General features: G+C 53.8%; 23 protein-coding genes and 1 pseudogene. 14 read left to right on the top strand and 10 right to left on the bottom strand.

Annotated elements, in window-relative coordinates:
- Positions 1-38: 38 nt before the first annotated feature.
- Together miaE and rraB are read right to left on the bottom strand one after the other, a co-directional pair.
- On the bottom strand, positions 39-803 hold the full coding sequence (gene miaE, locus ACERJC_RS11770; RefSeq protein ID WP_286631140.1) for a tRNA isopentenyl-2-thiomethyl-A-37 hydroxylase MiaE: 765 nt from the start codon (positions 801-803) through the stop codon (positions 39-41).
- Positions 804-870: 67 nt separating this feature from the next.
- Positions 871-1,287 (bottom strand): ribonuclease E inhibitor RraB, encoded by a 417-nt coding sequence (gene rraB / locus ACERJC_RS11765; protein ID WP_373671735.1) that lies wholly within the window; start codon positions 1,285-1,287, stop codon positions 871-873.
- 98 nt (positions 1,288-1,385) lie between these two features.
- Between rraB and argL the strand changes: the two genes are divergently transcribed.
- Together argL and argF (ACERJC_RS11755) are read left to right on the top strand one after the other, a co-directional pair.
- The gene (gene argL, locus ACERJC_RS11760) at positions 1,386-1,481 is read left to right on the top strand and encodes a putative translational regulatory protein ArgL (protein ID WP_371305914.1); all 96 of its coding nucleotides are present in this window, start codon (positions 1,386-1,388) and stop codon (positions 1,479-1,481) included.
- Positions 1,451-2,455, top strand: coding sequence for an ornithine carbamoyltransferase (argF, locus tag ACERJC_RS11755; RefSeq protein WP_178827081.1), 1,005 nt, complete (start codon positions 1,451-1,453; stop codon positions 2,453-2,455). The genes argL and argF (ACERJC_RS11755) overlap by 31 nt, the downstream gene beginning before the upstream one ends.
- Positions 2,456-2,549: 94 nt before the next feature.
- Here argF (ACERJC_RS11755) and ACERJC_RS11750 read toward each other — a convergent pair whose 3' ends face one another.
- The 3 genes from ACERJC_RS11750 to ACERJC_RS11740 form a co-directional block, all read right to left on the bottom strand.
- Positions 2,550-4,997 (bottom strand): molybdopterin guanine dinucleotide-containing S/N-oxide reductase, encoded by a 2,448-nt coding sequence (locus ACERJC_RS11750; RefSeq protein ID WP_373671734.1) that lies wholly within the window; start codon positions 4,995-4,997, stop codon positions 2,550-2,552.
- 27 nt (positions 4,998-5,024) lie between these two features.
- Positions 5,025-6,125, bottom strand: coding sequence for a NapC/NirT family cytochrome c (locus ACERJC_RS11745; protein WP_373671733.1), 1,101 nt, complete (start codon positions 6,123-6,125; stop codon positions 5,025-5,027).
- A 476-nt stretch (positions 6,126-6,601) separates the two neighbouring features.
- Positions 6,602-7,054, bottom strand: coding sequence for a YhcH/YjgK/YiaL family protein (locus ACERJC_RS11740; protein ID WP_373671732.1), 453 nt, complete (start codon positions 7,052-7,054; stop codon positions 6,602-6,604).
- 677 nt (positions 7,055-7,731) lie between these two features.
- On the opposite strand from ACERJC_RS11740, the gene arcA reads away from it, so the two are divergent.
- The 10 genes and pseudogenes from arcA to ridA all read left to right on the top strand — a co-directional run bounded on the left by arcA (position 7,732) and on the right by ridA (position 16,552).
- On the top strand, positions 7,732-8,952 hold the full coding sequence (gene arcA / locus ACERJC_RS11735) for an arginine deiminase (RefSeq protein WP_373671731.1): 1,221 nt from the start codon (positions 7,732-7,734) through the stop codon (positions 8,950-8,952).
- A gap of 10 nt (positions 8,953-8,962) precedes the next feature.
- Positions 8,963-9,895, top strand: coding sequence for a carbamate kinase (gene arcC, locus ACERJC_RS11730; RefSeq protein ID WP_152401797.1), 933 nt, complete (start codon positions 8,963-8,965; stop codon positions 9,893-9,895).
- Between the two features lie 110 nt (positions 9,896-10,005).
- Positions 10,006-11,010, top strand: a complete 1,005-nt coding sequence (gene argF / locus ACERJC_RS11725) for an ornithine carbamoyltransferase (protein WP_152401795.1) — start codon at positions 10,006-10,008, stop codon at positions 11,008-11,010.
- Between the two features lie 111 nt (positions 11,011-11,121).
- Entirely contained in the window at positions 11,122-12,201 is a 1,080-nt protein-coding gene (locus ACERJC_RS11720; protein ID WP_152401793.1) for an alanine/ornithine racemase family PLP-dependent enzyme, read from the top strand.
- Positions 12,202-12,234: 33 nt separating this feature from the next.
- Positions 12,235-13,710 (top strand): arginine-ornithine antiporter, encoded by a 1,476-nt coding sequence (gene arcD / locus ACERJC_RS11715; RefSeq protein ID WP_178825859.1) that lies wholly within the window; start codon positions 12,235-12,237, stop codon positions 13,708-13,710.
- Between the two features lie 251 nt (positions 13,711-13,961).
- Positions 13,962-14,441 (top strand): arginine repressor, encoded by a 480-nt coding sequence (locus ACERJC_RS11710; RefSeq protein WP_042322699.1) that lies wholly within the window; start codon positions 13,962-13,964, stop codon positions 14,439-14,441.
- A 98-nt stretch (positions 14,442-14,539) separates the two neighbouring features.
- Positions 14,540-14,675 (top strand): annotated as a pseudogene (gene pyrL / locus ACERJC_RS11705) (pyr operon leader peptide).
- A gap of 2 nt (positions 14,676-14,677) precedes the next feature.
- Entirely contained in the window at positions 14,678-15,613 is a 936-nt protein-coding gene (pyrB, locus tag ACERJC_RS11700; protein WP_373671730.1) for an aspartate carbamoyltransferase, read from the top strand.
- Positions 15,614-15,627: 14 nt separating this feature from the next.
- A complete protein-coding gene (gene pyrI / locus ACERJC_RS11695; protein ID WP_046495617.1) occupies positions 15,628-16,089 on the top strand; it encodes an aspartate carbamoyltransferase regulatory subunit in 462 nt (153 codons plus the stop codon).
- Positions 16,090-16,165: 76 nt separating this feature from the next.
- Positions 16,166-16,552 (top strand): 2-iminobutanoate/2-iminopropanoate deaminase, encoded by a 387-nt coding sequence (gene ridA / locus ACERJC_RS11690; RefSeq protein ID WP_152401787.1) that lies wholly within the window; start codon positions 16,166-16,168, stop codon positions 16,550-16,552.
- Positions 16,553-16,604: 52 nt separating this feature from the next.
- On the opposite strand, the gene ACERJC_RS11685 is transcribed toward ridA, so the two are convergent.
- From ACERJC_RS11685 to mgtL, 5 genes are all read right to left on the bottom strand, one after another.
- Positions 16,605-17,891 carry a TRAP transporter large permease gene (locus tag ACERJC_RS11685; protein ID WP_042321679.1) on the bottom strand — a complete coding sequence of 429 codons (1,287 nt, stop codon included), beginning with the start codon at positions 17,889-17,891 and terminating at the stop codon, positions 16,605-16,607.
- Between the two features lie 30 nt (positions 17,892-17,921).
- Positions 17,922-18,431 (bottom strand): TRAP transporter small permease, encoded by a 510-nt coding sequence (locus ACERJC_RS11680; protein WP_152401784.1) that lies wholly within the window; start codon positions 18,429-18,431, stop codon positions 17,922-17,924.
- A gap of 60 nt (positions 18,432-18,491) precedes the next feature.
- Positions 18,492-19,469: a TRAP transporter substrate-binding protein gene (locus ACERJC_RS11675; protein WP_178827052.1), complete on the bottom strand. Its 978-nt coding sequence runs from the start codon at positions 19,467-19,469 to the stop codon at positions 18,492-18,494.
- Positions 19,470-19,827: 358 nt separating this feature from the next.
- Positions 19,828-22,536 carry a magnesium-translocating P-type ATPase gene (gene mgtA, locus ACERJC_RS11670; protein ID WP_371895050.1) on the bottom strand — a complete coding sequence of 903 codons (2,709 nt, stop codon included), beginning with the start codon at positions 22,534-22,536 and terminating at the stop codon, positions 19,828-19,830.
- Between the two features lie 146 nt (positions 22,537-22,682).
- Positions 22,683-22,736: a mgtA regulatory leader peptide MgtL gene (gene mgtL, locus ACERJC_RS11665; RefSeq protein WP_125369841.1), complete on the bottom strand. Its 54-nt coding sequence runs from the start codon at positions 22,734-22,736 to the stop codon at positions 22,683-22,685.
- A 272-nt stretch (positions 22,737-23,008) separates the two neighbouring features.
- Between mgtL and treR the strand changes: the two genes are divergently transcribed.
- A complete protein-coding gene (treR, locus tag ACERJC_RS11660; protein WP_152401777.1) occupies positions 23,009-23,956 on the top strand; it encodes a trehalose operon repressor TreR in 948 nt (315 codons plus the stop codon).
- 146 nt (positions 23,957-24,102) lie between these two features.
- Entirely contained in the window at positions 24,103-25,521 is a 1,419-nt protein-coding gene (treB, locus tag ACERJC_RS11655) for a PTS trehalose transporter subunit IIBC (RefSeq protein ID WP_286631191.1), read from the top strand.
- Positions 25,522-25,548: the final 27 nt, after the last annotated feature.

Here is a 25,548-nt window from a genome sequence, read left to right as displayed (position 1 = left end):
GACGGGATGTCACCTTACAGCAGGCAGAACTACCGAAATTAAGAGGCGACAGGGACGCCGCTGTGAAAGCGAAACTCGTTGTCCGGCGAGGCTATCAGCGCGGCTTCCACTTCACCAAAATGACGGACGCGGGGAGAAATATCCTCCTGCGACACCTGTTGCGCCAGCGCCAGGTAGTCCTGAAAGTGGCGCGCTTCGGAGCGCAGTAGCGACAGGTAGAACTTTTGCAGGTCGTCATCGAGAAACGGGGCCAGCGCGGCAAAGCGTTCGCAGGAGCGTGCTTCGATGTAAGCCCCACAAATCAGCTTATCAATCAGCGTCAGCGGTTCATGCGTGCGCACCGCTTTCAGCATCCCTTTTGCGTAGCGACTGGCGGTGATCTTCACGTAAGGAATATTTCTGGCCTGCATCGCTTCGCGCACCTGCCAGAAGTGGTGCAGTTCTTCTTTTATCAACAGCACCATGCTGTCGATAAGCTGGCGACCCCACGGATCGTCCGTTTCTGGCATCACGCTTTTACCAATCTGTTTATGGAGCGCGACAAAGTCCGGTTCCGGCCCTTCGCGGAAGGCAAAGGCTTCATACGGCTGCAGCCAGGCGAGCAGCGCATCCGCGCCCGGTTTATCCGCCACGTACTTACGCACCAGCAGCATCGCCGTTTGCGCCGCCTTAAGTTCGCAAATCAAATGATCGGTGAGCAGCAGAGGAAGGTTTTGCGGATCGCGCGCCTGGTCGATCCAGGCCTGCGGGGTAGGACAGTGCAGAAACTGGCGTACCGGGGAGAGGATTTGCGGATAGTCCATGTGTAACCTGTCGAAAGAGTACGGCAGCAAACTGCCGTACTTTTTAACGTTTTAACGTTCGGGGTTCTTAGTGACGCACACCGTCGTCATCTTCGTCGACGTAGTCTTCGTCGTCGCCCTCTTCACCGTTCGGATCTTCAAAGTAGGTGCCCCAGCCGTCGTATTCAACGTCATATTTCTCTGCCAGGTTCATCAGTTGCTCAACCTGCGCGTCGATAAGATCGGCTTTGAGCGCACATTCACTGAGGATATCGCAGCAAATGACGGTGTCGCCTTCTTCCACTTCCAGCTCTTCCGGCTCGGTCACTTCGTAGCCAAGTTTAAACGCTTCAACCGCGGCTTTTTCCAGGGTTTCGAAATCGTCTGCGGAAAGATGGTGCTCGATGGTATACAGCGCGTCCGGGTCGCTGCCATCATCCAGTAATTCTTCAATAATCAGGCGCGTTTCTTCACGCTGCTCTTCCAGTTGTTCCGGGTTTGCCATGGCTCGTTCCTCATAATGTCCTGCCGATACTCTTATTGTCACATACCACCGTCGTTGCCTCCACCTTTCCAGAAAAGATTTGTTAAACGGGGTTGCAAATGCATAATCATCCATATAAATTGAATTTTAATTCAATAGATGGCATCAGCCATGGGAGGGAACTATGTCAGGTTTTTATCAGAAGCATTTTTTAAAGTTACTCGATTTCACCTCTGCTGAACTCAACGCACTTATCCAACTTGCCGCAAAACTGAAAGCCGATAAGAAAAACGGCAAAGAAGAACAAAAACTTACAGGCAAAAACATCGCGCTCATCTTCGAAAAAGACTCGACCCGTACACGATGCTCTTTCGAAGTTGCCGCTTACGACCAGGGCGCTCGCGTCACTTATCTCGGTTCCAGCGGGAGCCAGATTGGGCATAAAGAGTCAATTAAGGACACCGCACGCGTGCTGGGCAGGATGTATGACGGCATTCAGTATCGCGGTTACGGTCAGGAAGTGGTCGAAACGCTGGCCGACTATGCCGGTGTACCGGTATGGAACGGGTTGACCAATGAGTTCCATCCCACCCAGTTGCTGGCCGACCTGCTAACAATGCAGGAACATTTACCGGGCACAGCGTTTAACGACATGACGCTGGTTTACGCCGGTGATGCGCGCAATAACATGGGTAACTCAATGCTGGAAGCCGCCGCACTCACCGGGCTTGATCTGCGTCTGGTGGCGCCAAAAGCCTGCTGGCCAGAAGCATCGCTGGTCGCAGAATGCAGCGCAATGGCGAAGAAAAATGGCGGCAACATTACGCTCACCGAAGATATCGCGGCAGGGGTGAAAGGTGCGGACTTTATCTACACCGACGTCTGGGTGTCGATGGGCGAACCAAAAGAGAAGTGGGCGGAGCGTATCGCCATGCTGCGTGACTATCAGGTCAACAGCCAGATGATGACGCTTTCCGGGAATCCGCAGGTGAAGTTCCTGCACTGCCTGCCCGCGTTTCATGACGACCAGACCACGCTCGGTAAAAAAATGGCGGAGGAATTTGGTCTGCATGGCGGGATGGAAGTCACCGATGAGGTATTTGAATCCCCGGCCAGTATTGTGTTCGACCAGGCCGAAAACCGGATGCATACCATTAAAGCCGTGATGGTGGCAACGCTGGCACAATAATGTTATCTGCAAAGAAAAACCCCACATAACAATGTGGGGTTCATGAGCAGTCTGAAGCGAAATCACCGTTTCCGCTCAGTATTACAACCGTGAATTACGCGCCCATTGGTGGCGTAAACGCGGTAAGTTCCAGCTCCGGTCCAGTGTATTTCTCCGCCATCACCAGCGCAGTGTTGCCCGCGCAGCCATTCGCCAGACGCGAGGTCGGGATGTCTTTGGTAAGCACGTTGGCCCCGCCGTTTTTACAGATCCCGGTGCCAGCATAATCCAGATCCGGCCATGCACCTTCATGGATACACACCACGCCCTGCTTGATGCCGTCGGTGACTTTCGCGCCGGTCAACACCTGGCCGCGCGCGTTCCAGACACGCACCAAATCGCCGTCAGCAATGCCACGTTTTTTCGCATCTTCCGGATGGATGTAGAACGGCTCACGGTTAGCCACCGCATACTGTTTACGCAGCGACGCATAGTTAAGCTGGCTGTGTAAACGATGCGCCGGATGTGCGGTCAGCAGTTGCAGTTCCCCCTCTTTAGCGTTGCCAGCCCACTCGTCGGGTTCCAGCCAGGTCGGATGCGCCGGGCAATCCTTATAGTTGAAGCCTTCAATGGTTTTCGAGTAAATCTCAATTTTACCGCTCGGCGTACCCAGCGGGTTCATCACTGGATCCTTACGGAAATCGGCATAGCGCACAAATACTTCTTCTTTCGGGTTCTTACGCATTTCGATCAGCTTGTTCGCCTCCCAGAAGGCGGTGAACTGCGGCATATTGACGCGCTGCTGGCGAGCGCCTTTCTGCGCCACGTCGTAGAACTCGCGCAGCCAGTCCATTTCGCTCTTGCCTTCGGTATAGGCAGCTTTACCGCCTGGTTTCAGCAACTCCGCCATATCCGCGAACACGTCAAAATCGTTGCGGGCCTCGAATTGCGGTGGGATAGCTTGTTTCATCGGCACCAGATGCTGGTTGCTGTAGTCGCCGGTCATGGTCAGGTCGTTACGTTCAAACGATGTGGTGATCGGCAGAACAATATCAGCGTGCTTGGCGGCAGCCGTCCAGTAGCACTCGGAGATCACCACCAGTTCCGGTTTTTGCCAGGCTTTTACCAGGCGGTTGGTGTCCTGATGATGAGTGAAGTTGCCACCGCCGGCCCACCAGATCATGCGCAGATCGGGGAAGGTTTGTTCTTTACCATTATGCTGATATTTGCCGCCGGGGTTTTCCAGGGCCTCAACAATACGCGCAACCGGGAACGCTTCAACCGCATCGGAAGTTGCCCAGTCGTTGCCAGCAGACGAGCCGCCTGCGATTGTCGCTGAAATCGCCGACAGCACACCGCCGCTCCGGGTTGGGTTGCCGCCGTTAGAGTAATGGTAAGAGAAACCAAAACCACCGCCCTCGGTACCAATCTGGCCGAGCATCGCCGCCAGGGTGACCAGCATCCAGTGGCGCTGTTCGCCATACTGCTGACGCTGAATGCCCCAGCCCGCCATCAGCATGGTTTTATTCTTGGCAAAGATTTCCGCCAGAATTTCCATTTGCTTCGCCGGAACGCCGCAAATCTTCTCGGCCCAGGCCGGATTTTTCGGCGTGTTGTCGCTTTTACCCGTCAGATAAGCTTCGAATTCGCCATAGCCGGTGGTGTATTTATCGAGGAAGGCTTTGTCATGCAGGCCTTTTTCTACCAGCGCGGACGCAATACCCAACATCAGCGCCACGTCGGTACCCATATTCGGCGCAATCCACTGCGCTTTATCACCGAAGAAATCGATGGTTTCTGAGCGTTGCGGATCGATGGCGATAACGGTTTTGCCGGAGGCTTTCAGTTTATTGAAGTACTCGAGGCCTTGCTCATCAGTACTGGTCCAGGCAATTTTCAGGGTGTTCAGTGGGTTAAGGCCCCACAGGACCACCACCTGGCTATGTTCAAGGAGCAGCGGCCATGCCGTCTGCTGCTCGTAAACTTCTACCGAACCGACTACGTGCGGCATGATCACCTGCGCCGCGCCAGTGGAGTAGTCGCCGGTATGTCCGGTGTAGCCGCCCGCCATGCTCATGTAACGCTGAAGCAGCGTCTGCGCTTTGTGCAGTACGCCACTGGAGCGCCAGCCATAAGACCCCGCAAATACGGAAGAAGGGCCATGCTCGGCACGGATACGGGCGTGCTGTTCGTGAATGAGCTTCAGGGCGTCTTCCCATGACACTTTGACGAACTCGTCTTTACCACGTTTGCCGTCCGGTTTGCCCGGCGCATTCAGAAAGCCTTTACGTACCATCGGAGATTGAATACGGCACGGGGTATGCGCCTGATCCGGTGCGGTAGTTTGCAGATCGTTGGGAATCGTTTTCGCCAGCGCGCCGCGAGACGAAACAATTTTGCCGTCTTTAACCTCGATGTACATCGCTCCCCAACGCCCCGCAGTCAGGATCGCGTTACCCGGCGCGTCTGCGGCCCACGTCGGCATCGGGATTGCCGAGGTAATCATCATCGCGCCAGCGGAACCGCCAGCATATTTTATAAAGTTACGTCGTGTAAGGTTCATAGGTTTTCCTTTAATCGTAATTTTCAGTTATTCCTTGGCGGTAAAATCTTTGGCGTGATACTGGAACCAGCGAGTCAGGATGTCTAAATCCTCAGCGCTGATATCCGTTCTCGCGCCCATCCCTTTGGCAACGGAAGGCCAGGCATTTAAGGTGTAATGTTCAGAAGAAATCGGCGCATGGCATCCGGAGCAATACGTTTTGTCGAGTGTTTTGGCGTAGTCCCAGATAGCGTCGGGTTTACCCAGTGCGGGTTCAGCCAGTGGTGCGCGTAGAGAAACCGTGCGCCACGCGTTTCCGTAAGGATCTTTTTCCCAGTCACTGGAGATTTTGAGTGCTTTTTGTCCTTCATCGGTAAGCGTGGCAAGGACTAAACGCTGGCCCGCCGCGATGTAAATCACCTGCTCGGCGCCCTGCATTTGGCTACCGATTATCTCCACTTCACGCGCATCGCCAGACTGACCCACCACGTTCAGTTTGGTGGCCGGGTAAACCGTGCCCAGATTGCCCAGTGAGGTAGGCGCGACGGGGTACACTTCTTTTGCATCAACCGGCGTCTGGCGTGCGCTTTCCATCAGTGCATCATGGGCTTTGGAGTCAATTGTGATTTCAGGCGGGAAGTGCGCGATACCTTTATGGCAATCAATACAGGTTTGTTTTTCTTTGATGCCCAGCGCATGCATTTTCTGCGCGTCGGCGCTCTGCTTTTGCAGATCCATGGCGTCAAACTGGTGACACGAGCGGCAGGTCGCCGAATCGTTGGCTTTCATTTGATCCCAGACGGTCTCCGCCATCTCAAGGCGGTGCGCCTCATATTTTTCCGGCGTATCAATTTTGCCGGTGACAAACTCATGCCAGATATCCTTGCTGGCCCGAACTTTCGTGATCAGGTAATCCATACCCGATTGCGGAATATGGCAATCCTGGCACTCAGCGCGGATACCTTTTTGATTCATAAAGTGCGCAGAACCCTGGTACTCTTCATAGGGTGCTTGCATGGTGTGACAGGAGAGACAAAACGAGGTGTCTGAGGTTTTATGCATCACCCACATGGATGACAGCGCGAGTGTTCCCCCCAGGATAATGCCCACAAAAACAAGACCCGCTATCCACTTCCATTTCTTATTCATACCTTGCCCTGAAATTAATTCAAAAGTTAATATTTAATTTTGTGCGATATATTTTGCGGGATGCTTTTTCAACAAGAATTGATGTAACACAAAAGTGTTATTCACCAGAAAGAGTTAAACGTGCTTTTGATCGAGTTTTTGAAATTTAATAGGAAGTGTTACGGCTAACCGTATGTTGTAACTGAAGTTATCGCGATAGCGATATGAAATGAAATATACAACGACTAACTAAAACTGGCCACATCGTTATATATTTAAATATATAATGAAATAGCAGGATCGCGGTGCGCTATTACTCACTGAAATAAACCGACCTTTACTGACAGGCTATCTTCTTAATGAATGCAACTGCCGTTTTTATATTTTTTACCGTTTTCGCAGGAGCAAGGAACTTTACGGCCAAATTTAAGATAAGGGATAAAAGGTACAGCCGCTCCGATTCAGGGAGCGGCTGCTCAGTCCCGGCCTTGACTGTTTCAGGCCATCAGCAGTTTAACCACCGCTTTACGCACCGGCGCGGGTGCGCCGACGGCACACAGCGGTTTGTGCACTTCTTGCGGATAAAAGACGACAAAGTCGCCTTCATTCAGGATCAGCGTTTTCTCTTGCTCACCTTCCGCTAAAAACGCGATGTCTTTATCAGCCAGCCAGTCGGTATCCGGCTTACCGGCAGGCAGCACGCTGAAGGTCATCCCTTCCTGCCCTTTCAGCACGATCTGAATATCCAGATAGCGCGCGTGATACTCCGCCCGACGCTTCTCGAACGGCTCGGTCATATCTTCAGAAATCAGATAGAACAGACGGCTGCCGTCGATCTCATGTTTCCCCTTCTCCGTCGTTTCGGTGACGTTTGTCTTGATGTGCTCAATCGCCTGGCGAAGTTCTTCAGGAAGCCAGGATTGCAGATGGTGAATGTTACCAACGATCATCTTATACCCCTCATTCAAAACAGCGTTTCAATTTTAATTGTTATACGAAAAAATGCCCTGCCGTGCCATCGCTATCTTGCAAAGTTTTGCGTCAGCGCATGTTTATCGCTGGAGTTGTTGACTATCTGTTAACACCAAACAGTGTTCTATGCATATTTAGTGCATAAAATGTAAATTCAACCAAGGGCAAATTTTCATAACACACTGTTATAAAAAGAGTTATAAGAAAAACCGCCAGGCGATCACAATTCATTTCCCTTACTCAATCAATGATAATCACCATAGTTATTGCGCGATTTACTTTATGGTAAAAATAATATAATTCACAATACGCATATCTATGCATAGAATCATTATTATTCTATACAAATCATAGTGTTACATTACTTTCATTATTAGTTCCCGCCAACAAATAATTAACACTGAAGAATAACCTGCCGTATAACTGCGTAGTAATTCAGTTTTATACTTTTTATTTTTGTTATTTCTCAGACCTCTGTCATATATTAATTAAGAAAAAACAAATAACCGAATGGATGTGAAATCCATCACATTCTCGACGTCTTAATAATTCAATGATGCCTCTCGAAAAATATCGGAACAGTTATGACTGCGAGCATTTTTATTATTCGCAGCCACCCCCTTTTTATTCCTGAAATAGAGTGAAAGGTATCGTAATGGAAAAACATTATGTCGGTTCTGAAATCGGCCAACTACGCAGTGTGATGTTGCATCGCCCTAATCTCAGCCTGAAACGCCTCACGCCATCTAACTGCCAGGAGCTCCTGTTTGATGACGTACTGTCGGTTGAACGCGCGGGTGAAGAGCATGATATTTTCGCCAACACGTTACGCGAGCAGGGTATCGAAGTCCTGTTACTGACTGATTTACTGACACAAACGCTGGATATCGCGGATGCGAAAAGCTGGCTGCTGGAAACACAAATCTCGGATTACCGACTTGGTCCTACTTTCGCCACCGATATCCGCGCCTGGCTTGCCGATATGTCGCATCGTGAACTGGCCCGTCATTTAAGCGGTGGACTCACCTACGGTGAAATTCCCGCCTCAATTAAAAATATGGTGGTCGATACCCACGATATTAATGACTTTATTATGAAGCCATTGCCGAACCATTTATTTACCCGTGACACTTCCTGCTGGATATATAACGGCGTCTCCATTAACCCAATGGCTAAACCGGCCCGCCAGCGCGAAACCAATAATCTGCGAGCCATCTATCGTTGGCATCCACAATTTGCCGACGGTGAATTTATTAAATATTTCGGCGACGAGAATATTAATTACGACCATGCCACCTTAGAAGGCGGTGATGTACTGGTGATCGGGCGCGGGGCCGTGCTGATCGGGATGTCTGAACGCACAACCCCGCAGGGGATCGAGTTTCTTGCCCAGTCTCTGTTTAAACATCGCCAGGCTGAACGGGTGATCGCCGTTGAGCTCCCCAAACACCGCTCCTGTATGCACCTCGATACCGTCATGACCCACATCGATATCGACACCTTCTCCGTTTACCCGGAAGTGGTGCGCCAGGACGTGCAGTGCTGGACCCTGACGCCAGACGGCCGCGGCGGCCTGAAACGTACCGAAGAACGCACGCTGGTTAACGCCATTGAGAAAGCACTCGGCATCGATCAAGTGCGCTTGATTACCACCGGCGGCGACGCCTTTGAAGCCGAACGCGAACAGTGGAACGACGCCAACAACGTCCTCACGCTGCGCCCCGGCGTGGTCGTGGGCTACGAACGCAACATCTGGACCAACGAGAAATACGACAAAGCCGGCATCACCGTGCTGCCTATCCCCGGCGACGAACTGGGGCGCGGGCGCGGCGGCGCGCGCTGCATGAGTTGCCCACTGGAACGCGATGGCATTTAAGGAACCCACCATGCAAAACAAACCGACTTTGGTTGTCGCTCTGGGCGGCAATGCGTTGCTCAAGCGCGGCGAACCGCTGGAAGCCGATATCCAACGCAAGAACATCATCCTGGCGGCGAAAACGATCGCCCAACTCACTCAGCAATGGCGGGTGGTGCTGGTTCACGGCAACGGGCCGCAGGTGGGTCTACTGGCATTGCAGAACAGCGCCTATGACCGCGTCACCCCGTACCCGCTGGATATTCTCGGGGCGGAAAGCCAGGGGATGATCGGCTACATGCTGCAACAGGCGCTGAAAAATCAACTGCCGCAGCGGGAAATCAGCGTGCTGCTTACTCAGGTGGAAGTGGATGCAAACGATCCGGCCTTTCGCAACCCCACCAAGTATATCGGCCCGGTTTATGACCACGCACAGGCCGATGCGTTACAGGCGGAAAAAGGCTGGGTTTTCAAAGCAGACGGTAAAGCCTTTCGCCGCGTGGTGCCCTCACCACAGCCGAAACGCATTGTTGAGAGCGACGCCATCCAGGCACTGATCGCCCGCGATCACCTGGTCATCTGTAACGGTGGCGGCGGTGTGCCGGTCGTCGAGAGAGCGGACGGTTACCACGGCCTCGAAGCGGTGATCGACAAAGACCTCTCCGCCGCGCTGCTTGCCAGCCAGATCCACGCCGACGCGCTGCTGATCCTGACCGATGCCGACGCGGTGTACCTCGACTGGGGCAAACCCACCCAACGTCCGCTGGCGCAGGTGACGCCGGAACTGCTGAGCGAAATGCAGTTTGATGCAGGCTCAATGGGACCCAAAGTCAGCGCCTGCGCTGAATTTGTCAGCCGCTGCCACGGCATTGCGGGTATCGGTTCGCTGGCCGATGGTCCGGCCATTCTCGCCGGAGATAAAGGCACCCTGATTCGGCGTGAAACCGCCGATGTTGACGCGTAAGGCTTTTTTGCCGGATGGCGGCCTCGCCTTATCCGGCCCACACCGATTCACGTCCGTAGACCTGATAAGCGCAGCGTCATCAGGCAGTTCATTTTAATAAGGATACATTGATGGCTATTTCACTGAAAAATCGCAACTTTTTGAAGCTTCTCGACTTTACTCCGGCGGAGATCCAGTTCCTGATCGATCTGGCGATTGAACTGAAGGCGGCGAAGAAAGCCGGGCGCGAAAAGCAAACGCTGACCGGGAAAAATATCGCGCTGATATTCGAAAAAACCTCCACCCGCACCCGCTGTGCCTTTGAGGTCGGGGCATTTGACCAGGGCGCGCAGGTCACTTACCTCGGGCCAAGCGGCTCGCAGATTGGGCATAAAGAGTCGATGAAAGATACCGCTCGCGTACTGGGCCGGATGTATGACGGCATCGAGTACCGCGGGTTCGGTCAACAGATCGTTGAGGAACTGGGGCAATACGCCGGGGTGCCGGTGTGGAACGGCCTGACTGACGAATTCCATCCTACGCAGATCCTCGCGGATCTGATGACCATGCTGGAGCACGCGCCTGGAAAAACGCTGCCCGAACTGAGCTTCGCTTACCTTGGCGATGCGCGTAACAACATGGGCAATTCACTGATGGTCGGTGCCGCGAAGATGGGCATGGATATTCGCCTCGTCGCGCCAAAATCCTTCTGGCCAGATGAAGCGCTGGTCGCCCAGTGCCGCAACATCGCCAGCACCACCGGGGCGCGCATTACCTTGACGGACGATGTTGAAGAGGGCGTTTACGACGTCGATTTTCTGTACACCGACGTCTGGGTCTCCATGGGTGAGCCGAAAGAGGCCTGGGCTGAGCGCGTCAGCCTGATGACGCCGTACCAGATCAACCAGAAGGTTATCGACGCCACCGGCAATCCCAACGTGAAATTCATGCACTGCCTGCCCGCCTTCCATAACGAACACACCAAAGTGGGACGTGAAATCGAAGCGGCCTACGGCCTGAAAGGGCTGGAAGTCACGGAAGAGGTTTTTGAATCCGCTCACTCCATCGTGTTCGACGAAGCGGAAAACCGCATGCACACCATCAAAGCAGTGATGGTGGCGACGCTCGGCGACTAACCCACACGGAAAGCGCCGTCCGGGACGGCGTCTTTCTCCACGGTAGCTACTGGACCGAACGAACCGGGCGCGGGTGCCCCCTGACCCGCGTCTCACGTAAGGAGACCCATTATGCGAAACCAGGATTTTCCATGCCTCTTCGTTAATCTTTCGGTCATTCGTGACAACACCCGCACGCTGATCGCGCTGTGCCGCCAGCACGGCGTAGAGCCTGTCGGCGTCAATAAGCTGAGCTGTGAAGCAGCGAATGTCGCCAGAGCCATGATTGATGCCGGCATCAGCACGATTGCGGATTCCCGGATCCAGAATCTCAAAAAAATAGCCGACCTGCCCGTCGACAAACTGCTGCTGCGTCTGCCGCAGATAAGCCTGGCGCACGACATCGTGGCCTATGCGGATATTTCGCTGAATTCCGAAGAGCATACGTTGCAGGCGCTCTCCGCAGCGGCAACGGCGCAGAACAAAACGCATCGGGTCATTTTGATGCACGACCTGGGCGATCTGCGCGAAGGCTGCATGGATCCACAGGAGACGCGACGTCTTGCGCGCCTGGTACACAAGGAACTGCCGGGACTGACGCTGGAAGGCCTTGGCGCCAATCTCGCCTGCTACGGCGGAGTGGAACCTACTACCGAAAACCAGCAGGCGCTGGTCGATCTCGCCCATGAAATAGAAGACGAACTGGGTATTGAACTGCGCACGATTTCCGGCGCCAGTTCCGCTGCCCTGTTCCTGCTGATCAACGGTGGGCTACCGACGGGCGTTAACCAACTGCGGCTTGGCGCATCGCTGATTATGGGATTCGGCCTGAATGACGAGCCGATCCCCGACACCCGCCAGGATGCCATCAAGCTCGGCGTGGAGATCATCGAGCTGAAAGATAAACCCTCCGTTCCGCGACACTCCACGGCGCTGGATGCCATGGGGAGAAAGCCGGTATTCGAAGATCTTGGCGTACACCACCGGGCGCTCGCCGCACTCGGCGAGCAGGACGTCTCCTTCTCCCAGCTCCGGCCATTTGACCCCGGCGTCAAAGTGCTCGGCGCCAGTTCCGATCACCTGATCCTCGATGTCACCCACACCGCATCGGGATATCAGGTGGGCGACATCGTCTATTTCTCCCTGGGATACAGCGGCGTCTTGCAGTGCATGACCTCCGAATACGTCGGCAAGCAATACAGCTACTTCTAAAAATCACTCTCTGTCAGATTGAGGACTCTCTTCATGACTACTCTAGATACCAGCAAACCGGCTGCGGACGCTTCGGCCTCCCTGTCCGAAGGTAAGCTCAAACTTCCGGCACTAACGGCGCTTGTGGTCAGTGCGCTGATCGCCGCCGGGGTATTTTCCCTGCCGCAGAACATGGCGGCCAAAGCGGGCGCCGGCGCGATCCTGATCGGCTGGGGGATTACCTTTATCGGGATGTTAACCCTCGCCTTTGTTTTCCAGACCCTGGCGCATCGTAAAAGTGACGTTGAAGGCGGCGTGTATGGCTATGCCCGCGCGGGCTTTGGTGAGTACATCGGTTTTAACTCCGCCTGGGGTTACTGGATCTCGGCGTGGATCGGCAACGTTTCGTACTATGTGGTGATCTGTTCCGCCCTCGGCTCATTCAGCGCGCTCGGCTTCTTTGGTGATGGCACCACCCTTTCTGCGCTGATTGTGGGTTCAATTCTGCTCTGGAGCCTGCATTTCCTGATCTGTCGCGGCGTGCAGGGTGCAGCCTTGCTCAATCTGATCGGCACGGTCGCGAAAGTGGTTCCTCTGATCATGTTTGTTGTACTGGTCAGCGTCGCCTTTCAGGTTCGCACCTTTAAGATCGAATTCTGGGGCAATGAACAGCTCGGCTCCGTCATGGACCAGGTGAAAAACATCATGCTGGTCACCACCTGGGTTTTCATCGGCATTGAAGGCGCGGCCATGTACTCAGGCCGGGCGATGAAAAAATCAGACGTGGGTAAAGCTACCATGATTGGATTTTTCATCTCGATCCTGCTGTTCGTCGCCGTTTCGGTTCTGTCGCTGGGCGTCCTTTCCCAGCCCGAGCTCGCCCAGTTGAAGAACCCCTCGACTGCGGGCGTACTGGCTGCGGCGGTCGGGCCGTGGGGTGCCGCTCTGATGAACATCGGCCTTATCGTTTCCGTCGGTGCCGCGCTGCTGGCCTGGACGTTATTATCTGCGGAAACGGCGTACATGGCCGGTAAAGACGGCACCATGCCCAAATTTCTGGGCAAAGAAAACGCCAATAAAGCGCCGGTTAACGCGCTGCTGCTGACCAATGGCCTGACCCAACTGTTCCTGATCATCGCCCATTTCCAACAGGCGGGGTATCTTGCGCTGCTGCTGCTTGCCACCTCAATGATCCTGATCCCCTATTTTCTCAGTGGTCTGTATGCCCTGAAAGTGGCGTGGCAGAGAGACGGTTACAGTAGTGATGAACAGCGTTCCATCACCCGCGACATCATCATCGGCGCGCTGGCAACACTCTATGGCGCCTGGCTGGTCTACGCCGCCGGGATGGAATATCTGCTGATGTCGATGATCCTCTACGCCCTCGGCATCATTTTTTATGTCTGGGCGCGGAAAGAGAAAAATGGGAGACTTTTCAATCCAATAGAGATCGTTCTGGCTATTATGGTGGTGGCGGCGGGGATCTACGCCGTCTACCTGTTGGCGACAGGCGTGCTCACGCTCAGTTGATGCACGTCAACACAGGGAAGACGAAGCGGCAAAACTCCGCCTTCCCTTAGACGACTAAGTGGAATATTTTCTCATGGAGATGCCATCCGTCAGGATGCTGAAGCGAGCTCCAGTAGAATTTCAATAAGCCGATCAAATACATCCCGGTTGAAATGGAGAACGTTTGCTTAGTGCGTCATCAATTAAAAATAGAAACATTGGGCAGACCTATTGGTTGTTATCTTCGGCTGATTACACTGGACTAACTGATGATGAAACTTTACCAACCCGCTTCAGAAAAAGAAGAACTACAGCTCTCTGTTTGTCAGCGCCTGATTGGCGAAAAAAGTTATCTCTCGCAGGAGGAGATCCGCCGCGATCTGCAAAACTACGGCTTTGAAACCATCAGCCAGTCGACGGTTTCCCGCCTGCTGAAAATTCTTGGCGTCATAAAAATTAGAAATACGAAAGGACAAAAAATTTATTCCGTAAATCCGCAATTGCGCCCTGCCCCCGATGCCGCCCGTTCGATTGCTGAAATGGTAGTGAGCGTGGAGCACAACAGCGAATTTATCCTTATCCATACTGCCGCCGGCTATGGTCGTGCCGTCGCCAGGATCCTCGATTACCATGCCCTGCCGGAGATTCTGGGAGTGATCGCGGGTAGCAGTATTGTCTGGGTTGCCCCACGGGTTGTACAGCGGACTGGCCTTGTCCACAAACAGATTAACTACTTACTAAAAATGAATTAATATTCATTAAAACCGTTTGCGTTGAATAAAAATGGCATTATTTGCTTGATCCGCAAACGGAGCTGAGTATAATCGCGGACAATTTGCCGGGAGGAAGTATGGTCCAGTGTGTACGACATTCTGTCTTACCGCGTCTGAAAACAGACGCTGGCCTGCCGTTTTTCTTTCCGTTGCTAACCTATTCCCAGCCCCTCAAATGAGGGGCTTTTTTTTTGCCCAGGCGTCAGGAGATAAACATGGCTAACCCGCTATATCAAAAACACATCATTTCCATAAACGACCTCAGTCGCGACGACCTCAATCTGGTGCTGGCGACCGCGGCGAAATTAAAAGCTAACCCACAACCGGAACTGCTCAAGCACAAGGTGATTGCCAGCTGCTTCTTTGAAGCGTCTACTCGTACCCGCTTGTCGTTTGAAACCTCAATGCACCGCCTGGGTGCCAGCGTGGTCGGTTTCTCCGACAGCGCCAACACGTCGCTGGGCAAGAAAGGCGAAACGCTGGCGGATACCATCTCGGTTATCAGCACCTACGTTGACGCGATCGTGATGCGCCACCCACAGGAAGGCGCGGCACGTCTGGCGACGGAATTCTCCGGTAAGGTGCCGGTACTGAACGCGGGCGACGGTTCGAATCAGCATCCGACCCAAACGCTGCTGGATTTGTTCACCATTCAGGAAACGCAGGGTCGTCTGAATAACCTGCACGTAGCGATGGTCGGCGACCTGAAATATGGCCGTACCGTACACTCACTGACGCAGGCACTGGCCAAGTTCGACGGCAACCGCTTCTACTTCATCGCCCCGGATGCGCTGGCGATGCCGCAGTACATCCTCGATATGCTTGACGAAAAAGGCATTGCCTGGAGCCTGCACTCCGCTATTGAAGAGGTGATGGCGGAAGTGGACATTCTGTACATGACCCGCGTGCAAAAAGAACGTCTGGACCCTTCTGAATACGCCAACGTTAAGGCCCAGTTTGTTCTGCGCGCCAGCGACCTGGCGGGAGCACGGGAAAACATGAAGGTACTGCATCCACTGCCGCGTATTGATGAAATCGCCACGGATGTGGATAAAACGCCTCACGCCTGGTATTTCCAGCAGGCAGGCAACGGGATTTTCGCGCGCCAGGCGTTACTGGCACTGGTTCTGACTAGCGATCTGGCACTGTAAGGGGAGATAACGAGATGACACACGATAATAAACTGCAGGTTGAAGCGATCAAATGCGGCACCGTAATCGACCATATTCCCGCGCAGGTTGGCTTTAAATTGCTGACCCTGTTTAAGTTGACCGAAACCGATCAGCGCATCACCATCGGCCTTAACCTGCCTTCCGGTGAAATGGGGCGTAAAGACCTGATTAAAATCGAGAATACCTTCCTGACCGCCGAACAGGTTAACCAACTGTCACTGTACGCGCCGCAGGCCACCGTTAACCGTATCGACAACTACGAAGTGGTGGGTAAATCGCGCCCAAGCCTGCCGGATCGCATCGACAGCGTGCTGGTCTGCCCGAACAGTAACTGTATCAGCCACGCCGAGCCGGTTTCATCCAGCTTCGCAGTGAAAAAACGCGTAGATGACATTGCTCTCAAATGCAAATACTGTGAAAAAGAGTTTTCTCATTATGTGGTGCTGGCCAACTAATTGGGGTTGGTTATAAATTCCTGGCTACCTATAATACCTGGGAAAATTCTTTTACCGCTGTACTTCAGGAGAAATCATGAGCAAAACTATCGCGACGGAAAATGCACCCGCAGCAATCGGTCCATATGTTCAGGGCGTAGATCTGGGCAGTATGATCATCACTTCCGGTCAGATCCCGGTTGACCCGAAAACCGGCAGCGTGGCAGAAGACGTCTCCGCGCAGGCGCGTCAGTCGCTGGAAAACGTGAAAGCTATCGTTGAAGCCGCTGGTCTGAAAGTGGGCGACATCGTGAAGACGACCGTATTTGTCAAAGATCTGAACGATTTCGCGACCGTCAACGCCACCTACGAAGCGTTCTTCACCGAGCACAACGCCACCTTCCCGGCACGTTCCTGCGTGGAAGTAGCGCGTCTGCCAAAAGACGTGAAGATCGAGATCGAAGCGATCGCCGTTCGTCGCTAAGCGATAAAAAAATCCGGGCATCAATGCCCGGATTTTCGTTACTGCAGTCCCCTCACATCACGCCAAAGAATTTCGGCAGGAACAGCGAAATCGCCGGAATATAGGTCACCAGCATCAGCACCAGGAACAGCACCGCGTAGAACGGTAGCATCGCCTTCACCACCTGTTCGATCTTCTGTTTACTCACCGCACTGGCAACAAACAGCACCGACCCTACCGGCGGCGTGATCAGGCCAATCCCCAGGTTCACCAGCATAATCATCCCGAAGTGTACCGGATCAATACCGAGCGCGTTGGTAACCGGCAGCAGCACGGGCGTCAGGATCAGAATCAGCGGGGCCATGTCCATCAGCGTACCGATCAGCAGCAACATGATGTTAATGCACATCAGGATGACATACTTGTTATCCGAGATACTGGTGAAGGCTTCGGTAATGCGCATCGGCAGTTGCATGTACGTCATGATGGCGCCAAATGCCGCAGCGAAACCAATCAGGATCATCACGATGGTCACAGTCTTCACGGTGCGATACATCAGCTTCGGCAGTTCAGACCATTTGTAGTCGCGGTAGATGAACATGGTGACGAAGAACGCCCACAGGCAGGCGATCGCCGCTGATTCTGTTGCAGTAAAGATACCGGAAAGGATCCCGCCCATAATAATGACGACCGTCATCAGTCCCCACAGCGTATCGAGAAAGATCTTCAGCGCCTGCCGGAACGGTACGCGTTCCCCTTTCGGGTAGCCGCGCTTATGGGCAAAGCCAACACACATCACCATCAGGGTAAAACTCAGCAACAGCCCTGGCAGGATCCCGGCAATGAACAGCGCGGCAATCGACACCGTACCGCCCGTCGCCAGCGAGTAGATAACCGAGTTATGGCTGGGCGGCGTCAGGATTGCCTGCACCGAACCGCTGGCGGTGACCGCCGCGGCGAAGTCGCGCGGATACCCTTTCTTATCCATTTCAGGGATCATCACCGAACCGATGGACGCGGTATCCGCCACCGACGAACCAGAGATCGCACCAAAAAAAGTCGACGCCACAATATTTACCAGCGACAGGCCGCCGCGGATAAAACCAACAAAGATGTAGGCGAAGTTCACTAAGCGCCGCGCGATCCCACCTTCCGCCATAATGGCACCGGCCAGAATAAAGAACGGGATCGCCAGCAGCGAGAATTTGTTCACACCGTTGGTCAACTGGATCATCACCGCTTCCAGCGGGATATCGATATACCACGCCCCGACGATCGCGCTGATCCCTACCGCGTACGCCACCGGCACCCCAATCGCCAGCATGATGCCGAGCGTAAAAACGAGAATAAATGCATCCATCTGCTTTCCCCTATGAAGTCGGTTCGGTCATCAACTGGTTGAACCCAGCATGACGACAGGACGTTGATACTGAGCGCCACGGCAGATCTTTTCGATGATGAAAAGCAGCGTGATCGCTGAACCGATAGGGAGCGGAAGATAGTTTTCCCCGGCAGTTAAAATGGGAAATTCCGCCACGGGCTGTTGCCACAACTCGTAACAGAGCGTCGAACCGTACCAAAGAATAAAAATGCTGATCGCCAGCAGCATCAGATCGGCACCGATAAAGCAGATCCGACGCCCCATTTCGCCAAGACGATCGGTCACCATGCTGACAGCAATATGCGAACCCGCACGGTAACTGACCGCCGCACCGACAAAGGTAAATGTCACCATGCATAATATGGCGACCGGTTCAGGCCAGGACAGCGCGCTATTCATCACATAGCGCGCGAATATCCCCACGGGAATAACCGCCACCATCACCAATAAAGCCAGCCCGGCAATCCACATTGAAATTCGATACAGCACATCCATTACCGATGAATAACATTCACCCATAATCATCACCTCAACTAATAACCGATTCAGGCGGATGACCTCCGTCACCCGCCTGATGAATTACTTCACATCCTGAATTCGCTTGATCAAATCCTGGTGGTCTTTACCATATTGATCCCGGACGGGCTGTGTGGCTTTATAGAAATAATTCGTATCGATATCATGAAAATTCACACCATTCGCTTTCATCGTCTCCAGCGATTTCGCGTTATACGCTTCCCAGAGTTGGCGCTGTTCCATTTGTGCTTCTTTCGCCAGTTTAATAATTAATTCCTGATCTTCTTTTTTCAGCTTGTCCCACTTGGCTTTTGAAAACAGGAACAGCTCAGGAATAATGAAATGCTTACTCCAGGTATAATTTTTGGCAACCGGCAGATAGTTATGCGCGACAAAGGTCGGCGGGTTATTTTCTGTGCCATCAATGACCCCAGTCTGCATCCCGCTGAACACTTCACTGGTCCCCATTGCGATCGCATTCGCGCCCATGGCTTTTAAGGTATCGAGTGATACCGGGCTGGTCTGAACACGAATTTTCATCCCCTTCAGGTCTTCCGGTTTCACGACCGGATCCTTGGTAATCAGGTTGCGCGTGCCGGCATCCATCCAGCCGAGAAACACCAGTCGGGACTGGCTGTTCGCGGTCAACCTGTCGCCAATTTCCTGACCAATTGCCCCGTCCAGTACTTTGTGCAGGTGATCTTCATCACGGAAGACATAGGGCAGCGTAAAGACGTTAATCTCTGGCAATATTGCGGCAACCGGAGACATCGACACGCGGATAATATCAATCGCACCCAGTTGCGCCTGTTCAATCATCTGCTTTTCATCGCCCAGCACACCGCCCGGGAAGGTTTTAATATCCAGACGTCCGTCGGTAGCAGCGCTGAGTTTTTCGCCCATATGCTTCACAGCAACCACGTTCGGATAATCCGCCGGATGGACATCTGCCGCACGCAGCGTTTGCGCAGACGCCGCCTGAGCGGCCAGCACTAAGGCGGAACCCATACACAGGTTTAACAAGGTTTTGGTCAGTTTCATTTTTCCATCTCCAGAGGTTTATAATTTTCATTAATACAAACGACTTGCAGGATAGAGGGCCACCTTAATTAAAAGGGACAGTAAGGAATGACATTGCCCGAACAGACGAGTCGGTGTAACAAATTATTACGATGATTATGTTCATAAAATGATGCGGGATGGAATTTTTTTTAGCACGCTGTTTCATTTTTGCAATGAAGGTCTTTTTCCTGGAAAAAAGATGTTCTGAAGAGGCCTAAAATTGTGATCGACCACACCTCTTTGGTTTTTCAAAAAAAATAAAACACGACGGATGAAAGAATATATTCTTTTGCAGGATGAAAAGAAAAATGGCTGCCGAAGCAGCCATTATTTTCGCTTATTGCCAACCGTAGCGGCGGCTATAGAATCCTTTCACCAGTTGCGTTAACGTCATATATCCCACCAGGATCGCCACCAGCCAGGGGAAATAACTCAGCGGTAACGCCTGCAATTGCAGATAACCTGCCAGCGGTGAGAACGGTAGCGCTATTCCCACAACCATGACCACCAGCGTCATCAGCATCAGTGGCCAGGCGGCACGACTCTGGATAAACGGCACGCGGCGCGTACGAATCATATGCACAATCAGCGTTTGCGAGAGCAGGCCCACCACAAACCAGCCTGACTGGAACAGCGTCTGCGCTTCTGGCACATTGGCATGGAATACCCACCACATCAGGCAGAACGTCAGAATGTCGAAGATGGAGCTGATGGGGCCGAAGAAGAGCATGAAGCGACCGAGATCCGCCGGATTCCAGCGCTGTGGTTTTTGGATCTGCTCATCGTCAACGTTATCAAACGGGATCGCCACCTGGGATACATCGTACAGCAGGTTCTGAATCAGCAAGTGCAGCGGCAGCATGGGCAGGAATGGCAAAAAAGCGCTCGCCACCAGCACGCTAAAGACGTTGCCAAAGTTAGAACTGGCGGTCATTTTGATGTACTTCAGCATATTGGAGAACGTACGGCGCCCTTCAATCACGCCCTCTTCCAGCACCATCAGGCTCTTTTCCAGCAGGATGATATCGGCCGCTTCACGGGCGATGTCTACCGCACCGTCAACCGAGATGCCGATATCCGCCGCGCGCAGCGCCGGCGCGTCATTGATGCCGTCGCCCATAAAGCCCACCACGTGCCCTTCGCGTTTGAGCAGCCGGACGATCCGCTCTTTATGCATCGGCGTCAGGCGTGCAAACAGCGTGGTACGCTGGGCCAATGCGGCGAGCGCGTCGTCGCTCATGCCTTCGATCTCGTTCCCGACAATCACTTCTCCGGCGTCCAGGCCCACCTCATGGCACACCTTCGCAGCCACCAGTTCGCTGTCACCGGTCAGGATCTTCACGGTGATGCCACTGGCGTTAAGCGCCTTCAGGGCGGGCGCGGTAGTCTCCTTCGGCGGATCGAGGAAGGCAATATAGCCTTCAAGGATCAGATCGGATTCATCAATACGCTGGTAATCGCCTTCCCGTGCCGGTAGATATTTGGTCGCCACGGCAACGACGCGCAGCCCCTGACGGTTCAGCGTGTCAGTCACGCGCTTCACCCGTCGCAGCATGTTGTCATCCAGCGGGACAATTTCGCCGTTATGGCGCACCTGCGTACAGACGCTGAGGATCTCCTGCAACGCGCCTTTGCACACCAGTTGATGGACATTCGTCTCTTCTGCCACCACCACCGACATCCGGCGGCGCTCAAAATCAAACGGGATCTCATCAATTTTCTGCCAGCGGGTAGACAACTCGCGCGCGGCCCCTTCATCAACGCCTTCCAGCACGGCGGTATCCAGCAGGTTTTTCAGCCCGGTCTGATAGTGGCTGTTCAGCCACGCGGCATGCAGGACGCGTTCACTGGGCTTACCGGAGATATCCGTATGATTCTCCAGCACAATTTTATCCTGGGTCAGCGTGCCGGTTTTATCGGTGCACAAAACGTCCATCGCGCCGAAGTTCTGAATCGCATCCAGATGTTTGACGATCACTTTTTGCTTCGACAGTTTCACCGCACCGCGCGCCAGCGTCGAAGTGACAATCATCGGCAGCATTTCCGGCGTCAGGCCCACGGCGACGGAGAGCGCAAACAGCGCCGCTTCCCACCAGTCGCCTTTGGTATAACCATTGATGAGCAATACCACTGGCGCCATCACCAGCATAAAGCGAATCAACAGCATGCTGACGCGGCTGATCCCCTTCTGAAAGGCGTTCTGCTCACTTTCCTGTTCGCTGACGCGCCCCGCCAGTTGACCAAACCAGGTATGGGCTCCGGTGGCGATCACCATCGCCTGCGCCGTGCCGCTCACCACGTTGGTCCCCATAAAGCAGAGGGTGTCGCACTCAAGCGGGTTGCTTTGATTGACGTCTCGGGTGCGCGCCACTTTCTCCACCGGCAGCGATTCCCCGGTTAACGATGCCTGGGCGACAAACAGATCTCGCGCCTGAATCACCCGCAGATCGGCTGGGATCATATCCCCGGCCGACAGCTTGATAATGTCGCCGGGCACCAGTTGATCGATTGGCAGCTCAACCCAGCCATTTTCCCCTTTCTCATTGATGACCCGCAGCACTGTCGCAGTATTACTGACCATCGCTTTCAGCGCATCTGCCGCTTTGGTGGAACGCGCTTCCTGGATAAAGTTAAGCAGCGTGGAGATTATCACCATCAGGGCGATCACCCCGGCGGCAAACAGATCCTCTGTGGCATACGAAATAGCCCCCAGGAGGGTCAGTAAGATATTGAACGGGTTACGATAACAGACCCACAGATGCTTCCACCACGGCGACGGTTTCTGGGTAGGCAGAAGGTTTTCACCGTGTTGTTCGCGGGCGGCGTTCACCTCTGCCGCAGTGAGTCCTTCCGGATGCGCATTGAACGTTTTCCACAACGTCTTTTCATCCATCGCGGCCACTTTCAGGCAGTGTTCGCTCAGGGAAGCAGGCATCGGGGTGCTGACAATCGACTGTGCATTGGGTAACGGATCGCGATGCACCAGGCGATCGGGCAGATGGCGGCCAAGCCGGGCAAACAGCTGGCGAGTGATATTTTTAAACATAGGCAGTCCCTCCGCGCCAACAAGACGGGCGCAGAAATATCCTTCAGGCGTGGCAAAGCCTTACCTGGCAGGTAACATGATTGTCTTAAACAGGGACGTTAACGCGTCTCTGTCTTACCTCACCGGTAAGACAGAGAAGGGCAGGCTTACCGGAAAGAACGTGTTCTCCATTTCGGGAGAGGGGTGGGATCGGGATCCATAAAGCCTCCGGTAAGTGAATGATTTAGCCCGCAGATTATAAGTTGTAGATCATAATATTTGTGGCATCTATGGCGTTATAATAACTCCCGGCAATTAAACAAAACATATACACAAAATCATTCGGCTTGCATCCCGGCGGAAAAGGAATGAACGACGCCAACGCAAAGGCAGCGTGAAGGATGACGTGTATAAACCAGACTTTGCCCATTGAGGTTTCTACGAGTAAAGTTACCCTCTTATCATCTTTTGCAGCGTACCACGGGAAAACAGGATGCAAAATCGGCTGACAATCAAAGACATTGCCCGCTTAAGCGGCGTGGGGAAATCCACCGTTTCCCGTGTGCTCAACAACGAAAGTGGCGTCAGTGAACGGACTCGCGAACGTGTCGAAGCCGTGATGAATCAGCACGGATTTTCCCCCTCTCGTTCGGCCCGCGCCATGCGCGGCCAAAGCGATAAAGTGGTCGCCATCATTGTGACTCGTCTCGATTCACTGTCGGAAAACCTTGCCGTACAGACGATGCTGCCGGTGTTTTATGAGCAGGGTTACGATCCTATCATGATGGAAAGCCAGTTTTCCCCGGAAAAAGTGGAAGAGCACCTGGGAATGTTGAAACGCCGCAACATCGACGGAGTGGTGCTGTTTGGCTTTACCGGCATCCCCGACGCGATGATCGCCCCGTGGCAGGCATCGCTGGTGTTGCTGGCACGTGATGCGAAAGGCTTTGCTTCCGTCTGCTATGACGACGATGGAGCGATTAAAATCCTGATGCAGCGCCTGTACGATCAGGGACATCGCCACATCAGTTTCCTCGGCGTTCCGCACAGTGACGTCACCACCGGCAAGCGCCGCCATGACGCCTATCTCAGCTTTTGCAAACAACATAAGTTACATCCCGTCGCAGCCCTGCCAGGTCTGGCGATGAAGCAAGGCTATGAGCATGCCGCGAGTGTCATTACACCGGACACTACCGCGCTGGTATGCGCCACTGATACCCTCGCGCTCGGCGCCAGTAAGTATTTGCAGGAGCAGCGGATCGATAACCTGCAGCTGGCGAGTGTCGGCAATACGCCACTGATGAAATTCCTGCATCCGGAGATAGTCACAGTCGATCCCGGCTATGCCGAAGCCGGACGCCAGGCGGCGGCCCAACTGATCGAGCAGATCAACGGACGCAGCGATCTGCGCCAGATCGTCATTCCTTCCACCCTTTCCTGAATCATTGCCGATCGCTTTCTGAACGATAATTTGTGATCTTCGCTGCGTTTCGGGAACGTTCCCATTTTTAATTTTTTATCCCGGATATACTCTGTGGCCATCGCACAACAACCCCCTTTTCACAGTCATCGCCACGAGGCTTCATGATGAGCAAAGTTAAACAAGCGGATATTGACCGGCTGATAGCGCTGGTAGGTGGGCGAGAGAATATCGCCACAGTGAGTCACTGTATTACGCGCCTGCGCTTTGTGCTGAATCAGCCAGCAAACGCCAGACCGAAAGAAATCGAAGAATTACCGATGGTCAAAGGCTGCTTTACCAACGCCGGTCAGTTCCAGGTGGTGATTGGCACCGAGGTCGGCGATTACTACAAAGCGCTGCTGGCGACCACCGGACAGGCGCACGCCGATAAAGAGCAGGCGAAAAAAGCGGCTCGCCAGAACATGAAATGGCATGAGCAGTTGATCTCCCACTTCGCTGAAATCTTCTTTCCGCTGCTGCCGGCGCTGATCAGCGGGGGCTTGATTTTAGGTTTTCGTAACGTCATTGGCGACCTGCCGATGAGCAACGGCCAGACGCTGGCGCAGATGTATCCGGCGCTGAAAACCATTTATGACTTCCTGTGGCTGATTGGCGAAGCTATCTTCTTCTATCTGCCGGTGGGTATCTGCTGGTCGGCGGTGAAAAAAATGGGTGGCACGCCGATCCTCGGCATCGTGCTTGGCGTTACGCTGGTGTCTCCGCAGTTGATGAACGCTTATCTGTTGGGACAACAGGTGCCAGACGTGTGGAACTTTGGCCTGTTCAGCGTCGCCAAAGTGGGCTATCAGGCACAGGTCATTCCGGCGCTACTGGCCGGTCTGGCGCTGGGCATGATTGAAACGCGTCTGAAGCGCATCGTGCCGGATTACCTGTACCTTGTTGTGGTGCCGGTGTGTTCGCTGATCCTCGCGGCATTCCTCGCCCATGCGCTGATCGGTCCGTTTGGCCGCATGATTGGCGACGGCGTGGCGTTTGCGGTTCGCCATCTGATGACCGGCAGCTTCGCCCCGATTGGCGCTGCGCTGTTCGGCTTCCTGTACGCCCCGCTGGTGATTACCGGCGTGCATCAGACCACGCTCGCCATTGATATGCAGATGATCCAGAGCATGGGGGGAACCCCGGTATGGCCGCTGATTGCCCTTTCCAACATCGCGCAGGCTTCTGCGGTGGTGGGCATTATTATCGCCAGCCGTAAACAGAACGAACGCGAGATCTCTGTTCCTGCCGCGATCTCCGCCTATCTGGGGGTCACTGAGCCGGCAATGTACGGTATCAACCTGAAATACCGCTTCCCGATGCTCTGCGCGATGATCGGCTCCGGCCTTGCCGGGCTACTCTGCGGCCTGTACGGGGTGATGGCTAACGGCATCGGTGTCGGCGGCTTGCCGGGCATCCTCTCTATCCAACCGACTTACTGGCAGGTGTACGCCGTCGCGATGGCGATCGCCATTGTCATCCCGATCGTACTGACCTCCGTGGTCTACCAGCGTAAATACCGTCAGGGCACGTTACAGATTGTTTGATTTTATTCGGGGCGCAATTGCGCCCCT

Source organism: Citrobacter telavivensis (assembly GCF_041807075.1).
GTDB lineage: Bacteria > Pseudomonadota > Gammaproteobacteria > Enterobacterales > Enterobacteriaceae > Citrobacter_A > Citrobacter_A telavivensis.
This window is presented reverse-complemented; position numbering and strand designations above follow the sequence as displayed.